Source organism: Erwinia sp. INIA01, assembly GCF_025947915.1.
In the GTDB taxonomy this organism is placed as follows: Bacteria; Pseudomonadota; Gammaproteobacteria; order Enterobacterales; family Enterobacteriaceae; genus Erwinia; species Erwinia coffeiphila.
This window is the reverse complement of the sequence record NZ_JAPDNC010000005.1, coordinates 351128-368992: the sequence shown is the minus strand read 5'-3', so window position 1 is coordinate 368992 and position 17865 is coordinate 351128. Positions and strand designations below refer to the sequence as shown.

General features: G+C 53.6%; 16 protein-coding genes and 1 tRNA gene. 8 read left to right on the top strand and 9 right to left on the bottom strand.

What is annotated here, in order from left to right; translation table 11 throughout:
* The first annotated feature begins 494 nt into the window (after window positions 1-494).
* The 3 genes from OMR58_RS11730 to pcaF are packed head-to-tail and all read left to right on the top strand — an operon-like array spanning window position 495 to window position 4058.
* On the top strand, window positions 495-1637 hold the full coding sequence (locus tag OMR58_RS11730) for a thioester reductase domain-containing protein (RefSeq protein WP_264546002.1): 1143 nt from the start codon (window positions 495-497) through the stop codon (window positions 1635-1637).
* A gap of 15 nt (window positions 1638-1652) precedes the next feature.
* Window positions 1653-2834, top strand: a complete 1182-nt coding sequence (locus OMR58_RS11725; protein ID WP_264546001.1) for an MFS transporter — start codon at window positions 1653-1655, stop codon at window positions 2832-2834.
* A gap of 21 nt (window positions 2835-2855) precedes the next feature.
* Complete coding sequence (pcaF, locus tag OMR58_RS11720) at window positions 2856-4058, top strand: 3-oxoadipyl-CoA thiolase (protein ID WP_197803208.1); 1203 nt, start codon at window positions 2856-2858, stop codon at window positions 4056-4058.
* Window positions 4059-4061: 3 nt separating this feature from the next.
* On the opposite strand, the gene OMR58_RS11715 is transcribed toward pcaF, so the two are convergent.
* The 3 genes from OMR58_RS11715 to OMR58_RS11705 form a co-directional block, all read right to left on the bottom strand.
* The gene (locus OMR58_RS11715; protein ID WP_264546000.1) at window positions 4062-4952 is read right to left on the bottom strand and encodes a LysR family transcriptional regulator; all 891 of its coding nucleotides are present in this window, start codon (window positions 4950-4952) and stop codon (window positions 4062-4064) included.
* Window positions 4953-5407: 455 nt separating this feature from the next.
* Window positions 5408-6676, bottom strand: a complete 1269-nt coding sequence (locus OMR58_RS11710; RefSeq protein WP_197803212.1) for a tyrosine-type recombinase/integrase — start codon at window positions 6674-6676, stop codon at window positions 5408-5410.
* A gap of 160 nt (window positions 6677-6836) precedes the next feature.
* Window positions 6837-6912 (bottom strand) — tRNA-Asn (locus OMR58_RS11705).
* A gap of 273 nt (window positions 6913-7185) precedes the next feature.
* On the opposite strand from OMR58_RS11705, the gene OMR58_RS11700 reads away from it, so the two are divergent.
* Window positions 7186-8622 (top strand): glycoside hydrolase family 1 protein, encoded by a 1437-nt coding sequence (locus OMR58_RS11700; RefSeq protein ID WP_264545999.1) that lies wholly within the window; start codon window positions 7186-7188, stop codon window positions 8620-8622.
* A 144-nt stretch (window positions 8623-8766) separates the two neighbouring features.
* Here the strand turns inward: OMR58_RS11700 and OMR58_RS11695 are convergent, their stop codons facing one another.
* From OMR58_RS11695 to OMR58_RS11680, 4 genes are read right to left on the bottom strand one after another with little or no spacing between them, the layout of a single operon-like run.
* Window positions 8767-9600, bottom strand: a complete 834-nt coding sequence (locus tag OMR58_RS11695; protein ID WP_264545998.1) for a metal ABC transporter permease — start codon at window positions 9598-9600, stop codon at window positions 8767-8769.
* The gene (gene sitC, locus OMR58_RS11690; protein ID WP_123333036.1) at window positions 9597-10454 is read right to left on the bottom strand and encodes an iron/manganese ABC transporter permease subunit SitC; all 858 of its coding nucleotides are present in this window, start codon (window positions 10452-10454) and stop codon (window positions 9597-9599) included. Before sitC ends, OMR58_RS11695 begins: the two co-directional genes overlap by 4 nt.
* Complete coding sequence (locus OMR58_RS11685) at window positions 10454-11224, bottom strand: manganese/iron ABC transporter ATP-binding protein (RefSeq protein WP_264545997.1); 771 nt, start codon at window positions 11222-11224, stop codon at window positions 10454-10456. The genes sitC and OMR58_RS11685 overlap by 1 nt, the downstream gene beginning before the upstream one ends.
* Window positions 11221-12132, bottom strand: a complete 912-nt coding sequence (locus OMR58_RS11680; RefSeq protein ID WP_264545996.1) for a metal ABC transporter substrate-binding protein — start codon at window positions 12130-12132, stop codon at window positions 11221-11223. Before OMR58_RS11680 ends, OMR58_RS11685 begins: the two co-directional genes overlap by 4 nt.
* Before the next feature lie 385 nt (window positions 12133-12517).
* Here OMR58_RS11680 and OMR58_RS11675 point away from each other — a divergent pair, with 385 nt between their 5' ends.
* A complete protein-coding gene (locus OMR58_RS11675; protein ID WP_105592681.1) occupies window positions 12518-12943 on the top strand; it encodes a PAS domain-containing protein in 426 nt (141 codons plus the stop codon).
* A gap of 9 nt (window positions 12944-12952) precedes the next feature.
* Window positions 12953-14494 carry a sulfite reductase flavoprotein subunit alpha gene (locus OMR58_RS11670; protein ID WP_264545995.1) on the top strand — a complete coding sequence of 514 codons (1542 nt, stop codon included), beginning with the start codon at window positions 12953-12955 and terminating at the stop codon, window positions 14492-14494.
* 134 nt (window positions 14495-14628) lie between these two features.
* Here OMR58_RS11670 and OMR58_RS11665 read toward each other — a convergent pair whose 3' ends face one another.
* Window positions 14629-15378 carry a DeoR/GlpR family DNA-binding transcription regulator gene (locus OMR58_RS11665; RefSeq protein WP_264545994.1) on the bottom strand — a complete coding sequence of 250 codons (750 nt, stop codon included), beginning with the start codon at window positions 15376-15378 and terminating at the stop codon, window positions 14629-14631.
* A gap of 81 nt (window positions 15379-15459) precedes the next feature.
* Between OMR58_RS11665 and OMR58_RS11660 the strand changes: the two genes are divergently transcribed.
* Complete coding sequence (locus OMR58_RS11660; protein ID WP_264545993.1) at window positions 15460-16092, top strand: NUDIX domain-containing protein; 633 nt, start codon at window positions 15460-15462, stop codon at window positions 16090-16092.
* 182 nt (window positions 16093-16274) lie between these two features.
* Complete coding sequence (locus OMR58_RS11655) at window positions 16275-16526, top strand: hypothetical protein (protein ID WP_264545992.1); 252 nt, start codon at window positions 16275-16277, stop codon at window positions 16524-16526.
* 50 nt (window positions 16527-16576) lie between these two features.
* Here OMR58_RS11655 and aztD read toward each other — a convergent pair whose 3' ends face one another.
* The gene (aztD, locus tag OMR58_RS11650; RefSeq protein WP_264545991.1) at window positions 16577-17830 is read right to left on the bottom strand and encodes a zinc metallochaperone AztD; all 1254 of its coding nucleotides are present in this window, start codon (window positions 17828-17830) and stop codon (window positions 16577-16579) included.
* Window positions 17831-17865 lie beyond the last annotated feature (35 nt).

Below are 17865 nucleotides of genomic sequence, written 5' to 3'. Positions count from 1 at the left end.
TATTCCCCGTGGGCGGGAAATATAACTTGGCTTGACGGTGTGCGGGGCAAGCCCCCCACAAAAAACGGTACGTGGGCGCGGTACCTGAAAATTAGCAATTCCTCCGGAATTGAATTTTCTTTCCACGCTCCACTTGCTAATTTTACGGCTTAACAATTTCTTTGAAATTGAAGCCAACAATCAGCAAGTCTTAACACCATCGTCTGAAATCTCAGCGCATTATTTTTTTTTTCGTTATAAATCGCAAAGCATGCTCATATTCGCTTCTTTGTGTTTCATTAACGCCTCTACTATCAATTAAATACTGATGTAAATCAAAAATATAACCCCATAATATGGAAGGCTTTGTTGTTCTTCACTTATGCCCTGTACTTATAGCAATAATTTCAGTTTTGCTTTCTGTGCAAAACAATTATGCCTGTTTTGTGTATTCCTCAATGAGTGACTGTTACATAGAGTAAATGTGCCTTCCCAATTGTTTTGAGGATTCTGATATGCACAGCAAGAAAAATGCATTATTAACAGGTGCGACGGGTTTCATTGGTTCATATCTGCTGGCTGATCTTCTGGAGAATAAAGATATCGGGAGGATTTATATTCTTTCCCGGAAAGTGGATAAAAATAATGAAAAGGAAAGATTGTTCACCGCATTTGAAAAATTTTCGGTGCCAGGCCATGAACAATTGGCAGCGGCAACCAATATATCAGTCATTGAAGGCGATATTACGCAGCCCCGCCTGGGTATATCCGATGCAGCTTTTGAAGAACTCTGTTCAGAGGTGGATGTTATTCACCATATTGCGGCACGTGTCAATCACATCCGACCATATGAAGTGCTAAAAGCGCCCAATGTGGACAGTGTCGCAGATATCATCAGCATCGCTCAGAAAGGTCGGGATAAAATCGTTAATTTTGTTTCAACGTTAGGGGCTGCGGCTAAAAAGGATAAGGATGGTCGTTATGTTGAGGCCTTTCCGGGTAATGCCATTTTTAACTCTGACATGGGGTATTTGCTTTCGAAATGGGAATCTGAGCGTCTTCTGGAGAAGTTTCAGGATCAGGGGGGAAAAGTTAATCTTTTCCGGCTCGGTTATATTTCAGGTCACAGCCATACAGGTGCTTCGCTTTTTACCGATAACCAGTTTATGCTGTTTATCAAAAGTTGCATTCAACTGGGTTACGCCCCGGTTCTCCCCAGAATGATTAATTTCACTCCTGTCGATTACACCACAGCCATCATGGCTCAACCCAGGTATATGTCAGAAGGGGGAGATGTTCTCAATCTGTTTAACTATTCCGGACTTATCAGCTGGGAAGACATTGTTTCATGGCTGAACTTACGTGGGTATAAAATTGAGACTACGGAGTTTTATGACTGGCAGAAAAAACTTTTGGCGGATAATGAAAGTAATGCACTGTTCCGTTTTCTTCCACTTTATGGCGTTGACGGCTCTCATGATAAGATCCTCAGGTTTGGCCGTGAAATTAATAAGTTTGATTTCCATAATACGATGGCGGCGACTGAGCGCTTGGCCTATAAATTACCTGCTTTGAGATACGAATTACTGGATACATATTTAAGGTATTTACAGTCAGTTAATTTTTTACCCGTACCTCACGCTGTAAATGCTGCTTAAACAGGCCTGATATTTATGGAAAGAACACAAAGTAGTTATTTTGCACTGGCTTGTCTGTGTGCTTTTGCTGTTGCCAATATTTATTATAATCAGCCCTTGCTTGAACTCTTTGCAAAAGATTTCGCGGTTGATGAAAAACATGCCGGTTCTGTTGCGATGTTTGTACAACTATCTTATGCAGCAGGTCTTGTTTTCTTCGTGCCATTGGGCGACCGGTTTGAACGCAGGAAACTGCTTATTATTTTATTGGGCATTAATGCTGCTGCTTCGGCAGCGGCCTCTTTCACGCAAACGATTGGACAGCTACTTACTGTAAATATTGTCATTGGCATGACATCGGTTGGTGCACAGATTGTCATTCCGATGGTATCCCTGATAGCTCCTGCGGAACAAAGAGGACGTGCAGTTGGAACCGTGATGAGCGGATTAATGGCTGGTGTCCTGTTTGGCAGGATCCTGTCCGGATTTGTTGGCAATTATTTTGGATGGCGGTCGATGTATCTTGTGGCTACTGCTCTGGATCTTTTTTTGCTTATTATGGTTCCCAGGCTTTTACCACACAGTAAAACGGCGGCATCACAGCTCCCCTATCATTTACTGCTGAAATCACTTATCACCTTTTTTATAAAAGAAGGTGATCTCAGACTATCATGTTTTTGTGGGGCAATGATGTTTGGCGGGTTCAGCGCATTATGGGGTGGGCTTGCATTTTTACTTGCGCGACCACCTTACCATTATGGCAGTGATATTGTCGGCAGTTTTGGGTTTGCAGGAATTGCCGGGATTCTTGCCACACCTTATATAGGGAAAATGGCTGACCGTTACAGCCCACGTATTGTTGTATTAGTGGGAAGTGTGATTGCATTACTGGGTTTTATCTCTGTCTTCTTTTCTCCTCATTATCTGTTTGCGTTAATTGTTGCTCTTGTTCTTCTCGATATCGGGGGACGGGCGGGGATTGTGGGAAACCAGCTGAGAGCGCTGGCATTATCCGCAGAAGGAAGGAGTCGTTTAAATACAGTATTTATGTGCTCTTATTTTATCGGTGGTGCTGTCGGAACCCGTGCGGGGGCTGAAATCAGTGTTCGGTACGGATGGACCGGGATCACTGTAATGGGATTTATTCTTTCCTGTTTTGTCCTGTTTCTGAATATAAGACAAGCGAATACGAATAAAAATACTGATGCTCTGGCCTGAGTGAATTTAAGAGGAAATAATATGATGAATGCCTATATTTGTGATGCCGTTCGTACCCCTTTTGGGCGTTATGGTGGAGCCCTTTCCTCTGTTCGGGCCGATGATCTTGCAGCGCTGACGATTTCTGCCCTTTTGGAAAGAAATCCGGTCATCAATTTCAGCAATATTGATGATGTTATTTTAGGTTGCGCGAATCAGGCCGGTGAGGATAACCGGAATGTCGCCCGCATGGCTCTTCTGCTGGCTGGCCTGCCTGCCAGTGTTCCGGGTACAACAATAAACCGGTTATGCGGCTCCAGTCTTGATGCCATAGCGGTAGCGGCGCGGGCAATCAAATCCGGTGAAGTCAATCTTATTATTGCCGGGGGAGTGGAAAATATGAGTCGTGCACCGTATGTTTTAGGTAAGGCAGACAAAGCTTTCTCGCGAAATTTGAACATCGAAGATACAACAATGGGATGGCGATTCATTAATCCTGAAATGAAAGCTCGTTATGGCGTGGATACCATGCCTGAAACGGCTGAGAATGTTGCCCGCCAGTTTGGCATTTCCCGTGAAGAACAGGATTTGTTTGCTCTGACCAGCCAGAGGCGGGTATCAGATGCTTATCGTAACGGGATTTTTAACGATGAGATTATTCCCGTCACCTTACCTCAGAAAAATAAAGAGAATATTATCTTCAATAAGGATGAACATCCACGGGAAACCACGCCAGAGGCATTATCCCGTCTCAGGGGGGTTGTGACAGCAGATGGTACGATCACTGCGGGTAACGCATCAGGGATCAACGATGGCGCGGGAGCGTTATTAATCAGCAGTGAAACCGGGTTGTCCGAATATTCTCTTTCGCCAAAAGCGAGGATTCTGGCATCGGCAGTTGCGGGCGTAGAGCCAAGGATCATGGGAGTTGGCCCGGTTTCAGCCGTCAGGAAAGTTCTTGAACTGGCAGAGCTCACCATCGACCAGATGGATGTGATAGAGATCAATGAAGCGTTTGCAGCTCAGGCGCTGGCAGTGATGAAACAACTGGATATTGACGTTAATGATGAACGGATTAATCCCAACGGCGGAGCAATAGCGCTCGGACATCCGCTGGGGGCAAGCGGTGCAAGGCTTGTTATGACGGCCTGCTATCAACTGCAAAGAACAAAGGGGCGCTATGCACTTTGCACAATGTGTATTGGTGTCGGTCAGGGTATTGCCGTTATCATCGAACGAATTTAGTCACTAAATAACAGCCGTAAGATTATCACGCAAAAAATGTAAAAAAGCAGCCAGTTTGGGTGTCATTCTGGGAAGCGCACGCAAAAAATGGATATCGTCAACTTTCTGCTGCGGGTCATCAAATATATTGACCAGCCTGCCAGCTTTAATATCCTGTCCCACAACCCAGTTGGGCAGAAAGACGATTCCTAATCCTGAAATGGCTGCTTTTAGCAGAGCTTCGAAATCATTACAACGCATATATAAGCGATACTCTCCTCCCTGAGTGTCGATAATACGACTCCATGAAATGGAGTGTGGATCATGATATTTGTCCAGAATATGGTGGCCGGGGAGTTCAGTCGGTCCGCCGGGCACCCCATATTGCTCAATATAACGAGGGCTTGCACAGGCAATCCAGGACTGGTGCGCTATTTTTGTCGCATACAGTGAGCTGTTTTTTAGTTTACCAATGCGAACCGCTGCATCAAGGCGTTCTATTGATGGGATTTCAAGTTGCTCTGTAAGATCCAGAACAAGATCCACATCAGGATAATGAGATTTAAATTCTGGTAGCCAGGGGAAAATATGGAGTTTTGCAAAAGTCGGCAAACAACTGATGCGCAATGTCCCTGTCACTTCTTCATTTAAAGAAACGATTTCATCACGCATATCATTGAGCGCTTCAAGTACCCCCACTGCACGGGTAAACAATGCATCGCCGATTTCTGTTAAATGAATGCCACGGGTGCTTCGTGTGAAGAGGGGGGCTTTCATGACCGCTTCAAGCATATCAATTTTTCGCATGATGGATGACGGGTTTACGCCGTGGCGACGTGCGACCGCTGAAAATGAACCACATCTTGCTATTTCAACAAACAAAGAAAGGTTTTCTGTATAACGGTAAATATCCATTGTTTCTCTTGATATATTTCACCACTCCCCTGGCAGGGATAAGTTTTCGTCTGACCTGAGCCCGGACAGAAACCAGCAACAAATCCACCCCTGGATTATCGGAGGCTGATTTTATCTAGGATGAGCATCGTAACACCAGAGCAGATAATTGTGCCAGAAGCGCGGCCCTGTTTCTCATCTGGCCTGACTGATGTGTCAGGTTCAGCCAGGGAAGCCCCTCCCAAATAGCCCGGAGAGCTGACAGTGGCAAATTCTGTTAACGCGTTCTGCCAATAACAGAAACGGGGGTTGTTCGCAGGTTCAGACAGCAGCGTGAGAATGCGCGGCCATGCTGTACTCACTGAACGGTATGAAACCGGGAAAATGGCCGTGTTTCTACATACCGGTTAAATGTATAATGCCGTACCAGCACAGGCTGATACGGCTTTTCTAATGATCTTATTATGCCCGATGCGTTATGCCGCTTTGTGGCTGTCTTCCTGACCCTGGATATACGGCGGCACATATGCTTCCCGGCAGGTATCCAGATAATCCGACCACCACTGCATCATCGCCTTACGGGCTTCCAGATGTTCGGCCTTATGAATGTAAGCCAGACGCACGGTGTTGCGCTCCTGATGACTCATCTGGCGTTCCACTGCGTCCTGCGACCATAATCCGGACTCCATCAGGGCACTGCATGCTATTGCCCGGAAGCCATGACCGCAAATATCCTTTTTAGTGTCGTATCCCATCAGACGCAGTGCCTTGTTCACCGTGTTTTCGCACATCGGTTTATACGGGTTGTGGTCGCCGGGGAAGACCAGTTCACCATCACCGGAAATCTCCTTTATCTTTTTCAGAATGGCGACGGCCTGTTCTGAAAGTGGCACGATATGCGGTGTCCGCATTTTGGCTCCGCGCCCGGAATAACGCACGCCTGCAATGGCTTCGCGTGTGGCGGGTATCGTCCAGACCCGGTTTCTGAAATCAACCTCTGACCAGCGGGCAAAGCGCAGTTCACTGGAACGGATGAACAGATGCAACGTCAGTTGGACAGCCAACCGGGTCAGGTCCCGCCCCTGGTGATAACCGTCAATCCGTTCAAGCAGTTCAGGCAGCCGCTCCAGTGGCAGGGCGGGATAGTGGCGTCTGACTGGAGGCACCGTCACGCCGTCAAGATTTGCCGCCGGGTTACTGTCGATTAACCCCTGATGAACTGCATGACGCATGATGTTGCAGAGGTGCTGCCGCGTGCGGGACGCGACTTCAAGCAAGCCTTTTTCTTCAATCCCTTTCAGCAGGTCAATGAAATGCCGGGGTTTAAGCTCTGACACTGACAGGTGCCCGATAACCGGAAAGATATGATTGTTCAGGCTGGCGAGCAGGCGGTCAGCGGTGTTCTGCGACCATTTTTTATTACTTTTATGCCATGCCAGTGCCACGGTTTTAAACACTGTCTCCGGTGTTCGTGAACCACGTTCAGTGGCCCGCTGCTTTGCCGGGTTGATATTCAGTGACAGCATTTTACGGATACCTTCACGCTGCTGTCGTGCGTCAGACAGGGAGACAGCAGGATAGGAACCCAGCGCAATGCGGGATTCTTTGCCGTTAATACGGTACTTGAGATACCAGTGACGGGAACCGCCCGGTTTGACCAGAAGATACAGACCGTGGGAATCGGAGACTTTAAAGGGTTTATCAGTGGGCTTGAGAGTGCGGATTTTCGCATCGGTAAGGGACATATGGGGTCACTCCATTATCGAACTAACCTGACCCCAGATTTGACCACCAATTTTTCCCGATGCGGAGGGTAAAATCAAAATGCACCGGGAAGACTTTTCACGCTAACCTGTTGAATAAAAATAACATGAAGATTCGCAAGGATGCATGAAAGCAGGAAATTGGCTCCTCTGACTGGACTCGAACCAGTGACATACGGATTAACAGTCCGCCGTTCTACCGACTGAACTACAGAGGAATCGTGTGAACGAGGCGCATATTAATCATCGTGCCCGGGTGTGTCAACGTGGAAAATCAATAAAATCAGCCAACTGCTGATGTTTGCAGCAAAACGCTGGTTTCGTCGGCATTTATCTCAGCATCCTCCTCATTTTTACACCATTTGCGCCTTCCCGGCGGGCAGCGGGTTACGCTTTGCCAAAGGCTCTAGTATTATCGGCGATGGGTGCGCTGAATCGATCCAACCCCTGGCGGGCCCGCAAACTCGGCGAATTTTTAAAGGATTACGGCAATGAAAGAAAGATTTCCGCAAGGCTTTATGTGGGGTGGCGCAACCGCTGCCAATCAGGTGGAAGGCGCATACGATAAGGACGGCAAAGGTCTGTCGATTGTCGATGCCATTCCCGGCGGCAAGGCGCGTCTGAGCATCGTTTCCTCGCCGGAGTTTGATTTCTCGCTGGATACCGAGCGCTATACCTACCCGAACCATAAAGGCATCGATCACTATCATCGTTTCCGTGAAGATATCGCGCTGTTCGCGGAGATGGGCTTCAAATGCTATCGCTTCTCCATTGCCTGGACGCGCATCTATCCGAACGGGGTAGAGCAGCAGCCGAACGAGGCGGGCCTCAACCACTATCAGCAGGTCATCGACACCTGCATCGCCCACGGCATCGAGCCGGTGATAACCATTTCCCACTATGAGATGCCGCTGCACCTGGCCAACGCGTTCGGCGGCTGGCAGGGGCGCGAGGTGATCGGCCACTTCGAGCGCTTTGCCCGCACGGTGCTGGAGCGCTTTGGCCAGCAGGTGAAGTACTGGATGACCTTTAACGAGATCAACAGCGCCTTCCACTTCCCAATCATGAGCCAGGGTCTGACGGTGAAAACCGGCGCGCTGGAGCCGCAGGCCAGGTTCCAGGCGCTGCATAATCAGTTCGTTGCCAGCAGCCTGGCGGTGAAAATCGCCCATGAAACCAACCCGGAAATCAAAATTGGCTGCATGATCCTCTATGCAACAAGCTATGGCTTCGACTGCAACCCGGTGAACCAGCTGGCGGCGCTGAAAGAGCGTCAGTCTTCCGACTTCTACTGTGCCGACGTGCAGGTGGGCGGTAAATATCCGTACTACGCGAAAAGCCTGTGGCAGTCGCTGGGCGTCAAGCTGGATATCCAGCCGGGCGATCTGCACCTGCTGAAAGCGCACACTGTCGACTACATCGGCTTCAGCTACTACATGTCGCGCACTATCTACGCCACCAACCCGGAAGCCGCAGCGGCGCACGGCAACCTGCTCGGCGGGGCGCGTAACCCGTTCCTGGAAGCCAGCGACTGGGGCTGGGAGATCGACCCAACCGGCCTGCGCATTGCGCTGAACGAGCTGTACGACCGCTACGAGAAGCCGCTGTTTATCGTTGAAAACGGCCTGGGTGCGATAGATAAGCCGGATGAAAATCACTACGTCGCCGATGACTACCGCATTAACTATCTGCGCCAGCACATCAGCGCGATGGCGGAAGCGGTTGAGGATGGGGTCGATCTGATGGGCTACACGCCATGGGGCTGTATCGATCTGGTGAGTATGTCGACAGGGGAGATGAGCAAGCGCTACGGCATGATCTACGTCGATCTGGATGACAACATCAACGGCACCGGCGATCGCTACCGTAAAAAATCCTTCCACTGGTATAAGCAGGTCATCGCCACCAACGGTCAGGATCTCGGCTAAAGACTCAGGATGCCCCGCAGGGGGCAGCCTGTCTTAACGCTTAACGCCGCACCTGGCGCGGGCTGGATCCGAAAGAAGCGCAACGTCTGTGCCTGAGCGCCGCTGCACGGGCACGCTTGCCCGAGCAGGCAGTGACCGGCTCCTCTAGGCCATCACAGCGCGGGCGCGCAGGCTGGACCAGACAAACGCCGCAATAAAGATCAGGCTGAACAGCACCACGATCGTCGGTGCGGGCGCGCTGTCGAGGAAAAACGACAGCCAGGTGCCGAGGAAGCAGACCGCCATCGACAGCAGCACGGCGAAAATCAGCACCGACGAGAAGCGGCGCATCAGCAGCAGAGCAATCGCCCCCGGCGCAATCAGCAGCGCAATCGACAGAATAATCCCCACCGCCGACAGCGTGGCCACGATGGTCATGGCGATCATGCACAGCAGGCCGTAGTGCAGCAGCGAGGTATTAATCCCACAGGCCTTCGCCTGATGCGGATCGAAAGCGTGCAGCAATAAATCCTTCCACTTCACCAGCACAATCAGCGCAATCAGCGCGGCAATCCCGCCGGTTTGCAGCATATCCGACAGCCCAATCCCCAGCATATCGCCGAACAGAATATGATCGAGGTGTACGTCAGATTCGATGGACAGATAAAGGATTAGCCCGAGGGCAAACATCCCCGAGAAAATAATGCCCATCACCGTATCGCGCTTGATGCGGCTGTTCTCCGCCACAAAGCCGGTGGCCAGCGCGCAGAACAGTCCGGCGACGAACGCGCCAATCGCTACAGGAATACCGATGATGTAGGCCAGAACCACGCCGGGAAACACTGCGTGGCTCATCGCATCGCCCATCAGCGACCAGCCTTTCAGCACCATAAAGCAGGAGAGCAGGGCGCAGGGGATCGCCACCAGCAGCGAAATCGCCAGCGCGTTCTGCATAAAATCAAACTCAAACGGGCTGAGCAGCAGTTCGGTCAGGTTCATGGCTGTGCCTCCTGCGTTTGTCGGGCCAGGCGACGGCGCGCCAGCATCCCGTGTTTAGGGGCCCAGATAAACGCCAGCAGGAAGATAACCGTCTGTGCCACCACGATAATGCCGCCGGTCGCACCGTCCAGATAGTAGCTGAGCCAGGCACCGAAAAAGCTGGTGATGCTGCCGATAGCCACCGCAATCATCAGCAGCCGCGGGAAGCGGTCGGTCAGCAGATAGGCGGTCGCCCCCGGCGTCACCACCAGACAGATCACCAGAAACGCGCCGACGGTTTGCAGGGCGGCCACGGTTGAGGCGGAAAGCAGGGTGAAGAACAGCAGCTTCAGCCGGGCAGGGTTCAGGCCAATCGAGCGGGCGTGGTTTTCGTCGAAAAAGGTCACCATCAGGTCTTTCCACTTAATCAGCAGGATCGCCAGCGAGGTGAGGCCGATAATCGCCAGCTGCAGGATATCGCCGGGCGCAATCGCCAGAATATTGCCCATCACGATGGTTTGAATATTCACCGAGGTGGGATTCAGCGACACCATAAACAGCCCAAGGCCGAAGAATGAGGAGAAGATCAGGCCGATAATCGCGTCCTCTTTCAGCCGGGTGCGCTGGTTAAGAAACAGCATTCCGGCCGCCGCCAGCCCGCCGGAAAAGAACGCACCGAGGGCAAACGGCAGGCCGAGCATATAGGCACCCGCCACGCCGGGAACGATTGAGTGCGACAGCGCATCGCCAATCAGCGACCAGCCTTTCAGCATTAAATAGCAGGAGAGAAATGCGCACACGCCGCCGACCAGCGCGGAGACCCACATCGCGTTGAGCATATACTCATAGTGGAACGGTTCCGCCAGCCAGCCCATCAGGGATTCTCCCAGACGATATCGCGCAGCGCGCCGCTGAAGGCATTCTCCAGATTCTCGCGGGTAAAAGTGGTGGCGGTGGTGCCGCAGGCCAGCACCGTGCCTTTAATGATCACCGTGTGGTCGCAGTATTCGCTCACCGACGCCAGATTATGCGTTGAAACCAGCAGCGTTCGCCCCTCATCGCGCAGCTCGTGCAGCAGGCTGATAATCTGCCGTTCGGTATTCACATCCACCCCGGTAAACGGCTCATCCAGCAGGATCACCCGGCCGCGCTGGGCGATGGCGCGGGCCAGAAATACGCGCTTCTTCTGGCCGCCGGAAAGCTCACCAATCTGCCGGTGGCGATAGTTGGACATCCCCACCCGCGCCAGCGCGTCGGCGACGATATCGCGGTCCTGCTGGCGGGCGATGCGCAGCATGCCCATATGACCGTAGCGCCCCATCATCACCACATCTTCTACCAGCACCGGAAACGACCAGTCCACGTCCTCGGCCTGCGGCACGTAGGAGACCATGTTCTGCTTTAGCGCCTGGCTGCCGGGGCGGCCAAGCAGGGTGATGCTGCCGGAAGAGAGCGGCACAAACCCCATAATTGCCTTAAACAGCGTCGATTTGCCGGAGCCGTTAATCCCCACCAGCGCGGCGATGCTGGCGGTGGGAATATCAAGCGTGGTGTTGCGCAGCGCGGTGTGGCCGTTGCGATAGGTCACGGTGACATCGCTCACGTGGATGCCGCCGGGTTGCTGAAGGGCACTGAGTTCGGTCATTTTGCTAACCCCTGCTGGATACCGCGCACGATGGTCTCGCTGGTCACCCGCAGTAAATCCAGATAGGTCGGCACCGGTCCGTCCTGCTGGCTGAGTGAATCCACGTAGAGCACGCCGCCGTAGTGGCTGCCGGTTTCACGCGCAACCTGGCGCGCGGCCTTGTCGGAGATGGTACTTTCGCTGAACACCGCCGGGATCTGATGCTGTTTCACCTGGTCAATCACCCGGCGAACCTGCTGCGGCGTACCCTGCTGATCGGCATTGATCGGCCACAGATACAGCTCTTTCAGGCCGTAGTCGCGGGTCAGATAGGAGAATGCGCCTTCGCTGCTCACCAGCCAGCGCTTGTCTTCCGGGATCTGCGCCAGCGCCTGCTGAACCGGTGCAACGGTAGCGCTGATTTGCTGTTTGTATCGCTCGGCGTTGCGCTGGTAGGTGGCGGCGTTGGCCGGATCGTATTTCACCAGCGCATCGCGAATATTATCGACGTAGATCAGTGCGTTTTTCGCCGACATCCACGCGTGCGGGTTCGGTTTACCGCTGTAAGGGCCTTCGCTGATGCCCATCGGCTCCACGCCAGCGGAGACCACAACTTCCGGCACCCCTTTCAGATGGCGATAGAAGCGGCTGAACCAGCGCTCCAGGTTCAGGCCGTTGGCGAGGATCAGCTGTGCACCCTGCGCGCGTTTGATGTCGCCGGGCGTCGGCTGATATTCATGGATCTCCGCGCCTGGCTTGGTGATCGATGCCACCTCGGCGGCGTCTCCGGCCACGTTCTGCGCCATATCGGCAATCACCGTAAAGGTGGTGATCACGCGGAATTTCTCTGCGGCAGCGGCGGGCGTTAGCGGCAGCGCCGCCAGCAGGGCAACGCAGCACAATCCTTTAAACCAGTTCAGACGAGGCATCAATGTTCTCCTGTAAGAAAGTTACGCAAGGCAATTAGCTGATGCTATGAGTTATAGCACAGGCTATAACTCAGGGAGAACAATTTTCATTCACCATTTCAAAAAATTACAAATGGTGTGGATTACGACTGATTGCGGAGTATCCAACGGCGGCTAACGCCTTCACTTCGAACGGGTATTCCGTAGTGCTGAGACGGGCACAAACGCGGATGTTGCATTTTTAGCAGGGGTTTATTTCCTTTTTGCAACAATCATTTAACTTGATCTTGTCGGGGTATTCCCTATAAGATGCATTTCAAATGCAACTTATAGTTCGCATCAAAACGATATACTGACCTCACCTGCACTGAGTCACCTCAACAGGTTAAACACAAGGAAATTTGCTATGAGCCAGACTCTCAATTCCGACCAGCTGCTGTCCGCCCTCGATAAAGTGATGGTGATTTCCACCACCGATCTGCAGGGCACCATCACCTACGTCAACGACCTGTTCTGTCAGCTGACCGGCTACAGCCGCGAAGAACTGCTGGGGCAGCCGCATAGCATCGTGCGTCATCCGTCAGTACCAAAAGCCACCTATAAGGACATGTGGGACACCATCAAAGCGGGCAATATCTGGACCGGCATCATCCCTAACGTCGGTAAGGGCGGTGGCCTGTACGTGGTGGATACCACCGTGCAACCGCTGTACGACGAGCAGGGCGCTATCTCTTCTTACATCAGCATCCGCCGGGTGATTAACGACCTGATGACCGATTTTGAAGCGGTAGAGTTCTCTAAAGAGCAGTTCGACGAATTCTACGATAACTAAGACATCACTATGGCCGATCTCATCGAACGTATCGTTATTGGCTACGGTTCGGAATCGGGCAATGCCCGGGCGCTGGCACTGCGCCTGGGCGAGCAGCCTTTTCTGCAACCTTTCGCTCCGCAGGTTCTGGAGCTTAACCATCTCTTTCAGGCAGAGCCGCGTTCCGGCGATCTGCTGCTGATCGTCTCCAGCTCGTTTGGCGATGGCGAACCTCCGGCCAACGCGGAACAGTTTATTGACCAGCTGCAACACTATGCGGGGGCTGACGGCCTGCGCTACGCCATATTTGGCCTTGGCGATACCGCCTATCCCAACTTTTGTGGCTTTACCAAAACGCTTGATGCGGCACTGGCCGAGCGCGGGGCGTACGGCGTGATTAACCGCGTGGATGCCGATGCCGCGTTTGACGGCTTTTTCTCTCAGTGGCTGTCGGTGCTGGAAAAAGTGCTGCACGGCGATGAACAGGCGGGGCGCGATCTGCACTTACAGGTGACCGCCTGGAGCGAAGATAACGCCTTTGCTGCACCGATAATCGAACGCCGCCGACTCAGCGCCGAAGCGCCCTGTGCGTGGCATATCCGGCTGAATATTGCCGGCAGCGGCATCCACTATCGCGCCGGGGATACGCTGTATCTCCAGCCGGAAAATGATGCCGATCTGCTGGCCGCGATTAGCACCTGGCTTGGCCGCAGCGATGCTGCCGACGCCCTGCGCCGTCGGGAACTGCGGCAGATAAGCAAAACCACCCTGCGCGAGCTGGCGAAGCTTTCCGGCAGCGATGAGCTGAAGGCACTGCTGAAAATCAGCCAGCGCAAAACGCTGGAGGCGTACCTTTACGGCGCGGACCTGCTCGATGTGCTCGAAGATTTCTGCACGCCGCAGTCGGTGACGCTGGACGCGCTACTGGAGTTGCTGCCCGGCTGCCTGCCGCGCGCTTACTCTATCGCTTCGCGCCCCGATACGGAGATCGTCGATCTCTGCGTACGTGAAGTGTGCTATGAACGCCGCAACCGGGCGCGCAGGGGCGTCGCCACCGGCTGGCTGCTGGGTGACAACGGTGCGATGCAAATATTCAGCCGCGCAAACCCGGGGTTCTGGTTACCGAAGGACGAGCGTGCGCCGCTGCTGCTGATCGGCACCGGCACCGGTATCGCACCGCTGATCGGGCTGCTGCGAGAGCAGGCGATGGAGAGCGCTTCGGCGCGAGAAACCTGCCTGATCTTCGGTGAAAAGCGCCGCGAAGGGGACTTCCTCTACCGGGGCGAACTGGAGTCACTCCGGCAGCAGGGCACGATCGGCCAGCTGATTACCGCCTTCTCGCGCGACGGAGCCGGTAAGTACTACGTGCAGGATGCCATCGCCGATAACGCAGAGCACATCAGCGCGATGCTACAGCGCGGCGCGCACGTTTATCTGTGCGGTAACAAGCAGCATCTGGAAAACGCGGTGGAAAATGCACTGACGACGGTTTGCGGCTTAGCAGGCCAGGCCGAAGAGACGCTGTGGCAGCAGCTTGCACAGCAGGGACGGCTGCATCTGGAGCTTTATTAATCCTGCCAGATTTGCTGCCACTGTTCGCTCCGGTTGCGGTTCTGGAGCGAACATCATCCATTACCGTCGGTCTGCGCAGGCAAACTCTGAGCAATCAGATGATCGGTTCGACGATAGTGCGGCAATCTCCGCCCTTAAATCACCGTAATCTGCAACCGCGCCAGCAGTTGGTTCATCTCATCATCCAGGCTCTCTTCCACAATCAGCGTGCTGGCAATCTCAAGGCCGCCGATCGCAAAGGCCGAAGCGGAATTCAGTTTTTCCGGTGACGCCATCACCACGGTTTCAGCGGCGCGTTCAGAAAGGGCGCGCTTCACGCAGGACTCTTCATAGTTCGCGGTGGTAAATCCGGCAGTGTGATGAATGCCCGTCACGCCCATAAAGAACAGGTCGGCATGAATGCGCTGGATGGATTCGATCATCGCCGCGCCGACCGTGACCAGCGAATGCTTATACAGCTGGCCGCCAATCAGAATCACCTCGGCCAGCGGGTGGTCGACCATACTGACCGCGATACTTGGGCTGTGAGTGACCAGCGTAAACGGCAGCGTTTTGGGGATCAGCCGAACCATCTCCCCGGTGGTGGTGCCCCCGTCAACAATCACAATATTTCCCGGCTGAATCAGGGCTGCCGCTTTCCGGGCGATAACTTTTTTTGCCTGAGTTTGCACGTTTTTGCGCGTTTCAAATGGCGCAATCGCCGTGGAGACCGCTAGCGCACCACCGTGCACTCGCTGAAGCTTCCCCTCGGCTGCCAGCTCCCTGAGATCGCGGCGGATAGAGTCTTCAGAGATGGAAAATCGCTGGCTCAGTTCGCGGGAAATAACCTGCTTTTCATCAGCAAGGATGTCCAGAATAAGCTGTTTTCTCTGGCTGGAGAGCATAATTTTTCCTTCTTGTTTTTTCTTGATCTTGCGCGATTATGCATGTTAGCGTGCCTGCTGTCATCTCTTCTGGGGAAAACCATGCAAACTGAACCGCTAAAAATCCGCAATATACGTGAACAGCTGCTGTCGGATAACTGGTACACGCTGAAAAAATTCACCTTTGAACTGCAGCGCCGCGACGGGCAATGGCAGGAACAGAGCCGCGAAGCCTACGATCGCGGCAACGGCGCGGTCATCCTGCTGTACAACAAAGCGCGCCAAACGGTAGTGCTCACCCGCCAGTTCCGCTTCCCGATTTATATCAACGGCCATTCGGGATTTTTGATCGAGGCCGCCGCCGGGCTGCTGGATAACGCCTCGCCCGAAGAGCGAATTATGGCCGAGGCGGAAGAGGAAACCGGCTACAAAGTGGCTAACGTGGAGAAGGTGTTTGAAGCCTATATGAGCCCCGGTTCGGTGACCGAAAAGCTGTACTTCTTTATCGCTGAATACGCCGATCGCGACCGCAGCACCAGCGGCGGCGGGCTGGTCGAAGAGGGCGAGGATATTGAGGTGCTGGAGTGGCCCTTCGCACAGGCTCTGGCCGCCATTCGCAGCGGGGAAATTCAGGATGCAAAAACCATTATGCTGATTCAGCATCTGGCGCTGAATTCGGTGTTGGCTCAGGGCGGTGACAGGGCTGGGAAACGCTTTCGTGGCCTGAATGTGTAAAAGAGTCATCGGCAAGAAATTAAAGAGTCATTGGAAAGAAGTTTGCGCAGCGCGAAGCGGATGTTATGTTATTTTATAACCGTTCAGATCAAGCTTCAGTTTTTAAACTAAAACCGTTTCACCCAATGCCCGCAGTCGTTAAGACAGCCCGACAGCGCCCGGAATGCTTATTAGAGGTTCAGATGAAAATCAGTAAAATTATTGCGCTCTCTCTGACAATGGCCTCGGCCCAGGCTCTGGCCTTTCAGGCGAAAGAGACTCAAATTTCCGCTCCGTCGCAGGAGCAGTTAAAAACCGCTGAAAATGCGCTTATCGGCAACTTCTATAATCTGCACGGGGTGCGAGGCCAGGCCAGTGCCTTTGCCACCTGCGCCGCTGTCCCGGTCGCCGGATGCGGCTGTCCGTTCTGCACCCAGCTGCGCAGTCGGGCATAAACCGCAAGTTCCGCCGCCGGGGCCTGATCCGGCGGCGGAGCTTTTACCTGTTAATGCGCGTGCTCATGGCTGTGACCGTGTTCATCGTGAGCGTGCCCGCCGCCGTGAACCTTGCCCGAGCCGCCCACCGCTACGATATTAAACGGCTGGCCAGCCACCGCGATCTCGCCGGTTTCTTTAAACGCCACCGCATCCAGCACGTGGATTTTGCTTTTCAGCGGATCGGTCACGAAGATTTTGCTGTCCGCCACGGCAATGCGCGGGCGCGGATCGTTCCAGTGGCCGTCCATTGAGTAGGGCTCGGTGACCTTCACCGACTGGGTAATTTGCCCTTTCAGCACATCAATCTGATTCAGCTTGCCGTCTTCAGTAAACACGTAAGCGAATTTCGGCCGAACCGGATCAACGGCAAAATGCACGCGGCGGGTTGGCAGCTGGATCAGACGGAAGCTGTCCGCTTCGGTCGGGTCAATCAGCACCAGGCGGTCCGGACCGTAGTTGCCGATAAAGTACTGCATGCCCTTGCCGCCAATCAGCGTGGAGGTGCTGCCTTCCGGCAGTGATTTTGCGTAAGGCAGATGCTTAATCACCGGCGCATCGTCATTTTGCGTGATAAGCAGCAGGCCGGTAGCGCAGGAGAGGGCATAGATATTGCCCGAACCGGCAGAACCGTGCAGTCCCGGGCAGGCGGCATCTTCGCCGACTTTATTCCCTTTCAGATCGACCACCCGCGCGCCGACTGGGCGCTTAGTAGCATCTTCAGGATTCGGAATAGAAACCACCGCATAGCCATCATACGGCACCGCTACGCCGTGATGCGCGGCCACAACACTCACTTTGGCCGCATCATTTTTACCCGCCAGTACCGCATGCTCGGTCAGCAGCTGCGCACTGTTTTCACCGTCAAACCACTGCGCAACCTTGCCCTGACGTTCCACGAAGTGGCCGGGCTTTTTGCCGCCCAGCTCAACTTTCAGCAGTTTTGCATCGTCGATGTCGATATCGGCATGATCGCCGTGATCGTGGAAGGCAATGCCGGAAGAAATCGCCGACACTACGTTGGCGCTGCCCTGAATCGCAAATACTACCGCGCCGCTCTCAGTGCGCGACAGGCTGGCCGGGCCCTTGACGTTAAAGGTCGCCAGCTTATCGCCGTCCAGCGCATCAATCACATTAATCACCGGCTTATCGTGATCGGCGACAAACAGCCGCCAGGCGTTAACGTCGTCTTCAGCCTGTGCGGAACCCGCCGCGACACCCAGCAGCAGCGCGGAAATCGCCGCTGATAAAATGCGTTTTTTCATGCTTATCTCCATCTTTAACTATTTCCCAGAATATT

What these genes read in the sequence shown, in the direction of transcription:
- OMR58_RS11730 (WP_264546002.1), top strand. Translation starts at nt 495, where the DNA reads ATGCACAGCAAGAAAAATGCATTATTAACAGGTGCGACGGGTTTCATT.
- OMR58_RS11725 (WP_264546001.1), top strand. Translation starts at nt 1,653, where the DNA reads ATGGAAAGAACACAAAGTAGTTATTTTGCACTGGCTTGTCTGTGTGCT.
- pcaF (WP_197803208.1), top strand. Translation starts at nt 2,856, where the DNA reads ATGATGAATGCCTATATTTGTGATGCCGTTCGTACCCCTTTTGGGCGT.
- OMR58_RS11715 (WP_264546000.1), bottom strand. Translation starts at nt 4,952, where the DNA reads ATGGATATTTACCGTTATACAGAAAACCTTTCTTTGTTTGTTGAAATA.
- OMR58_RS11710 (WP_197803212.1), bottom strand. Translation starts at nt 6,676, where the DNA reads ATGTCCCTTACCGATGCGAAAATCCGCACTCTCAAGCCCACTGATAAA.
- OMR58_RS11700 (WP_264545999.1), top strand. Translation starts at nt 7,186, where the DNA reads ATGAAAGAAAGATTTCCGCAAGGCTTTATGTGGGGTGGCGCAACCGCT.
- OMR58_RS11695 (WP_264545998.1), bottom strand. Translation starts at nt 9,600, where the DNA reads ATGAACCTGACCGAACTGCTGCTCAGCCCGTTTGAGTTTGATTTTATG.
- sitC (WP_123333036.1), bottom strand. Translation starts at nt 10,454, where the DNA reads ATGGGCTGGCTGGCGGAACCGTTCCACTATGAGTATATGCTCAACGCG.
- OMR58_RS11685 (WP_264545997.1), bottom strand. Translation starts at nt 11,224, where the DNA reads ATGACCGAACTCAGTGCCCTTCAGCAACCCGGCGGCATCCACGTGAGC.
- OMR58_RS11680 (WP_264545996.1), bottom strand. Translation starts at nt 12,132, where the DNA reads ATGCCTCGTCTGAACTGGTTTAAAGGATTGTGCTGCGTTGCCCTGCTG.
- OMR58_RS11675 (WP_105592681.1), top strand. Translation starts at nt 12,518, where the DNA reads ATGAGCCAGACTCTCAATTCCGACCAGCTGCTGTCCGCCCTCGATAAA.
- OMR58_RS11670 (WP_264545995.1), top strand. Translation starts at nt 12,953, where the DNA reads ATGGCCGATCTCATCGAACGTATCGTTATTGGCTACGGTTCGGAATCG.
- OMR58_RS11665 (WP_264545994.1), bottom strand. Translation starts at nt 15,378, where the DNA reads ATGCTCTCCAGCCAGAGAAAACAGCTTATTCTGGACATCCTTGCTGAT.
- OMR58_RS11660 (WP_264545993.1), top strand. Translation starts at nt 15,460, where the DNA reads ATGCAAACTGAACCGCTAAAAATCCGCAATATACGTGAACAGCTGCTG.
- OMR58_RS11655 (WP_264545992.1), top strand. Translation starts at nt 16,275, where the DNA reads ATGAAAATCAGTAAAATTATTGCGCTCTCTCTGACAATGGCCTCGGCC.
- aztD (WP_264545991.1), bottom strand. Translation starts at nt 17,830, where the DNA reads ATGAAAAAACGCATTTTATCAGCGGCGATTTCCGCGCTGCTGCTGGGT.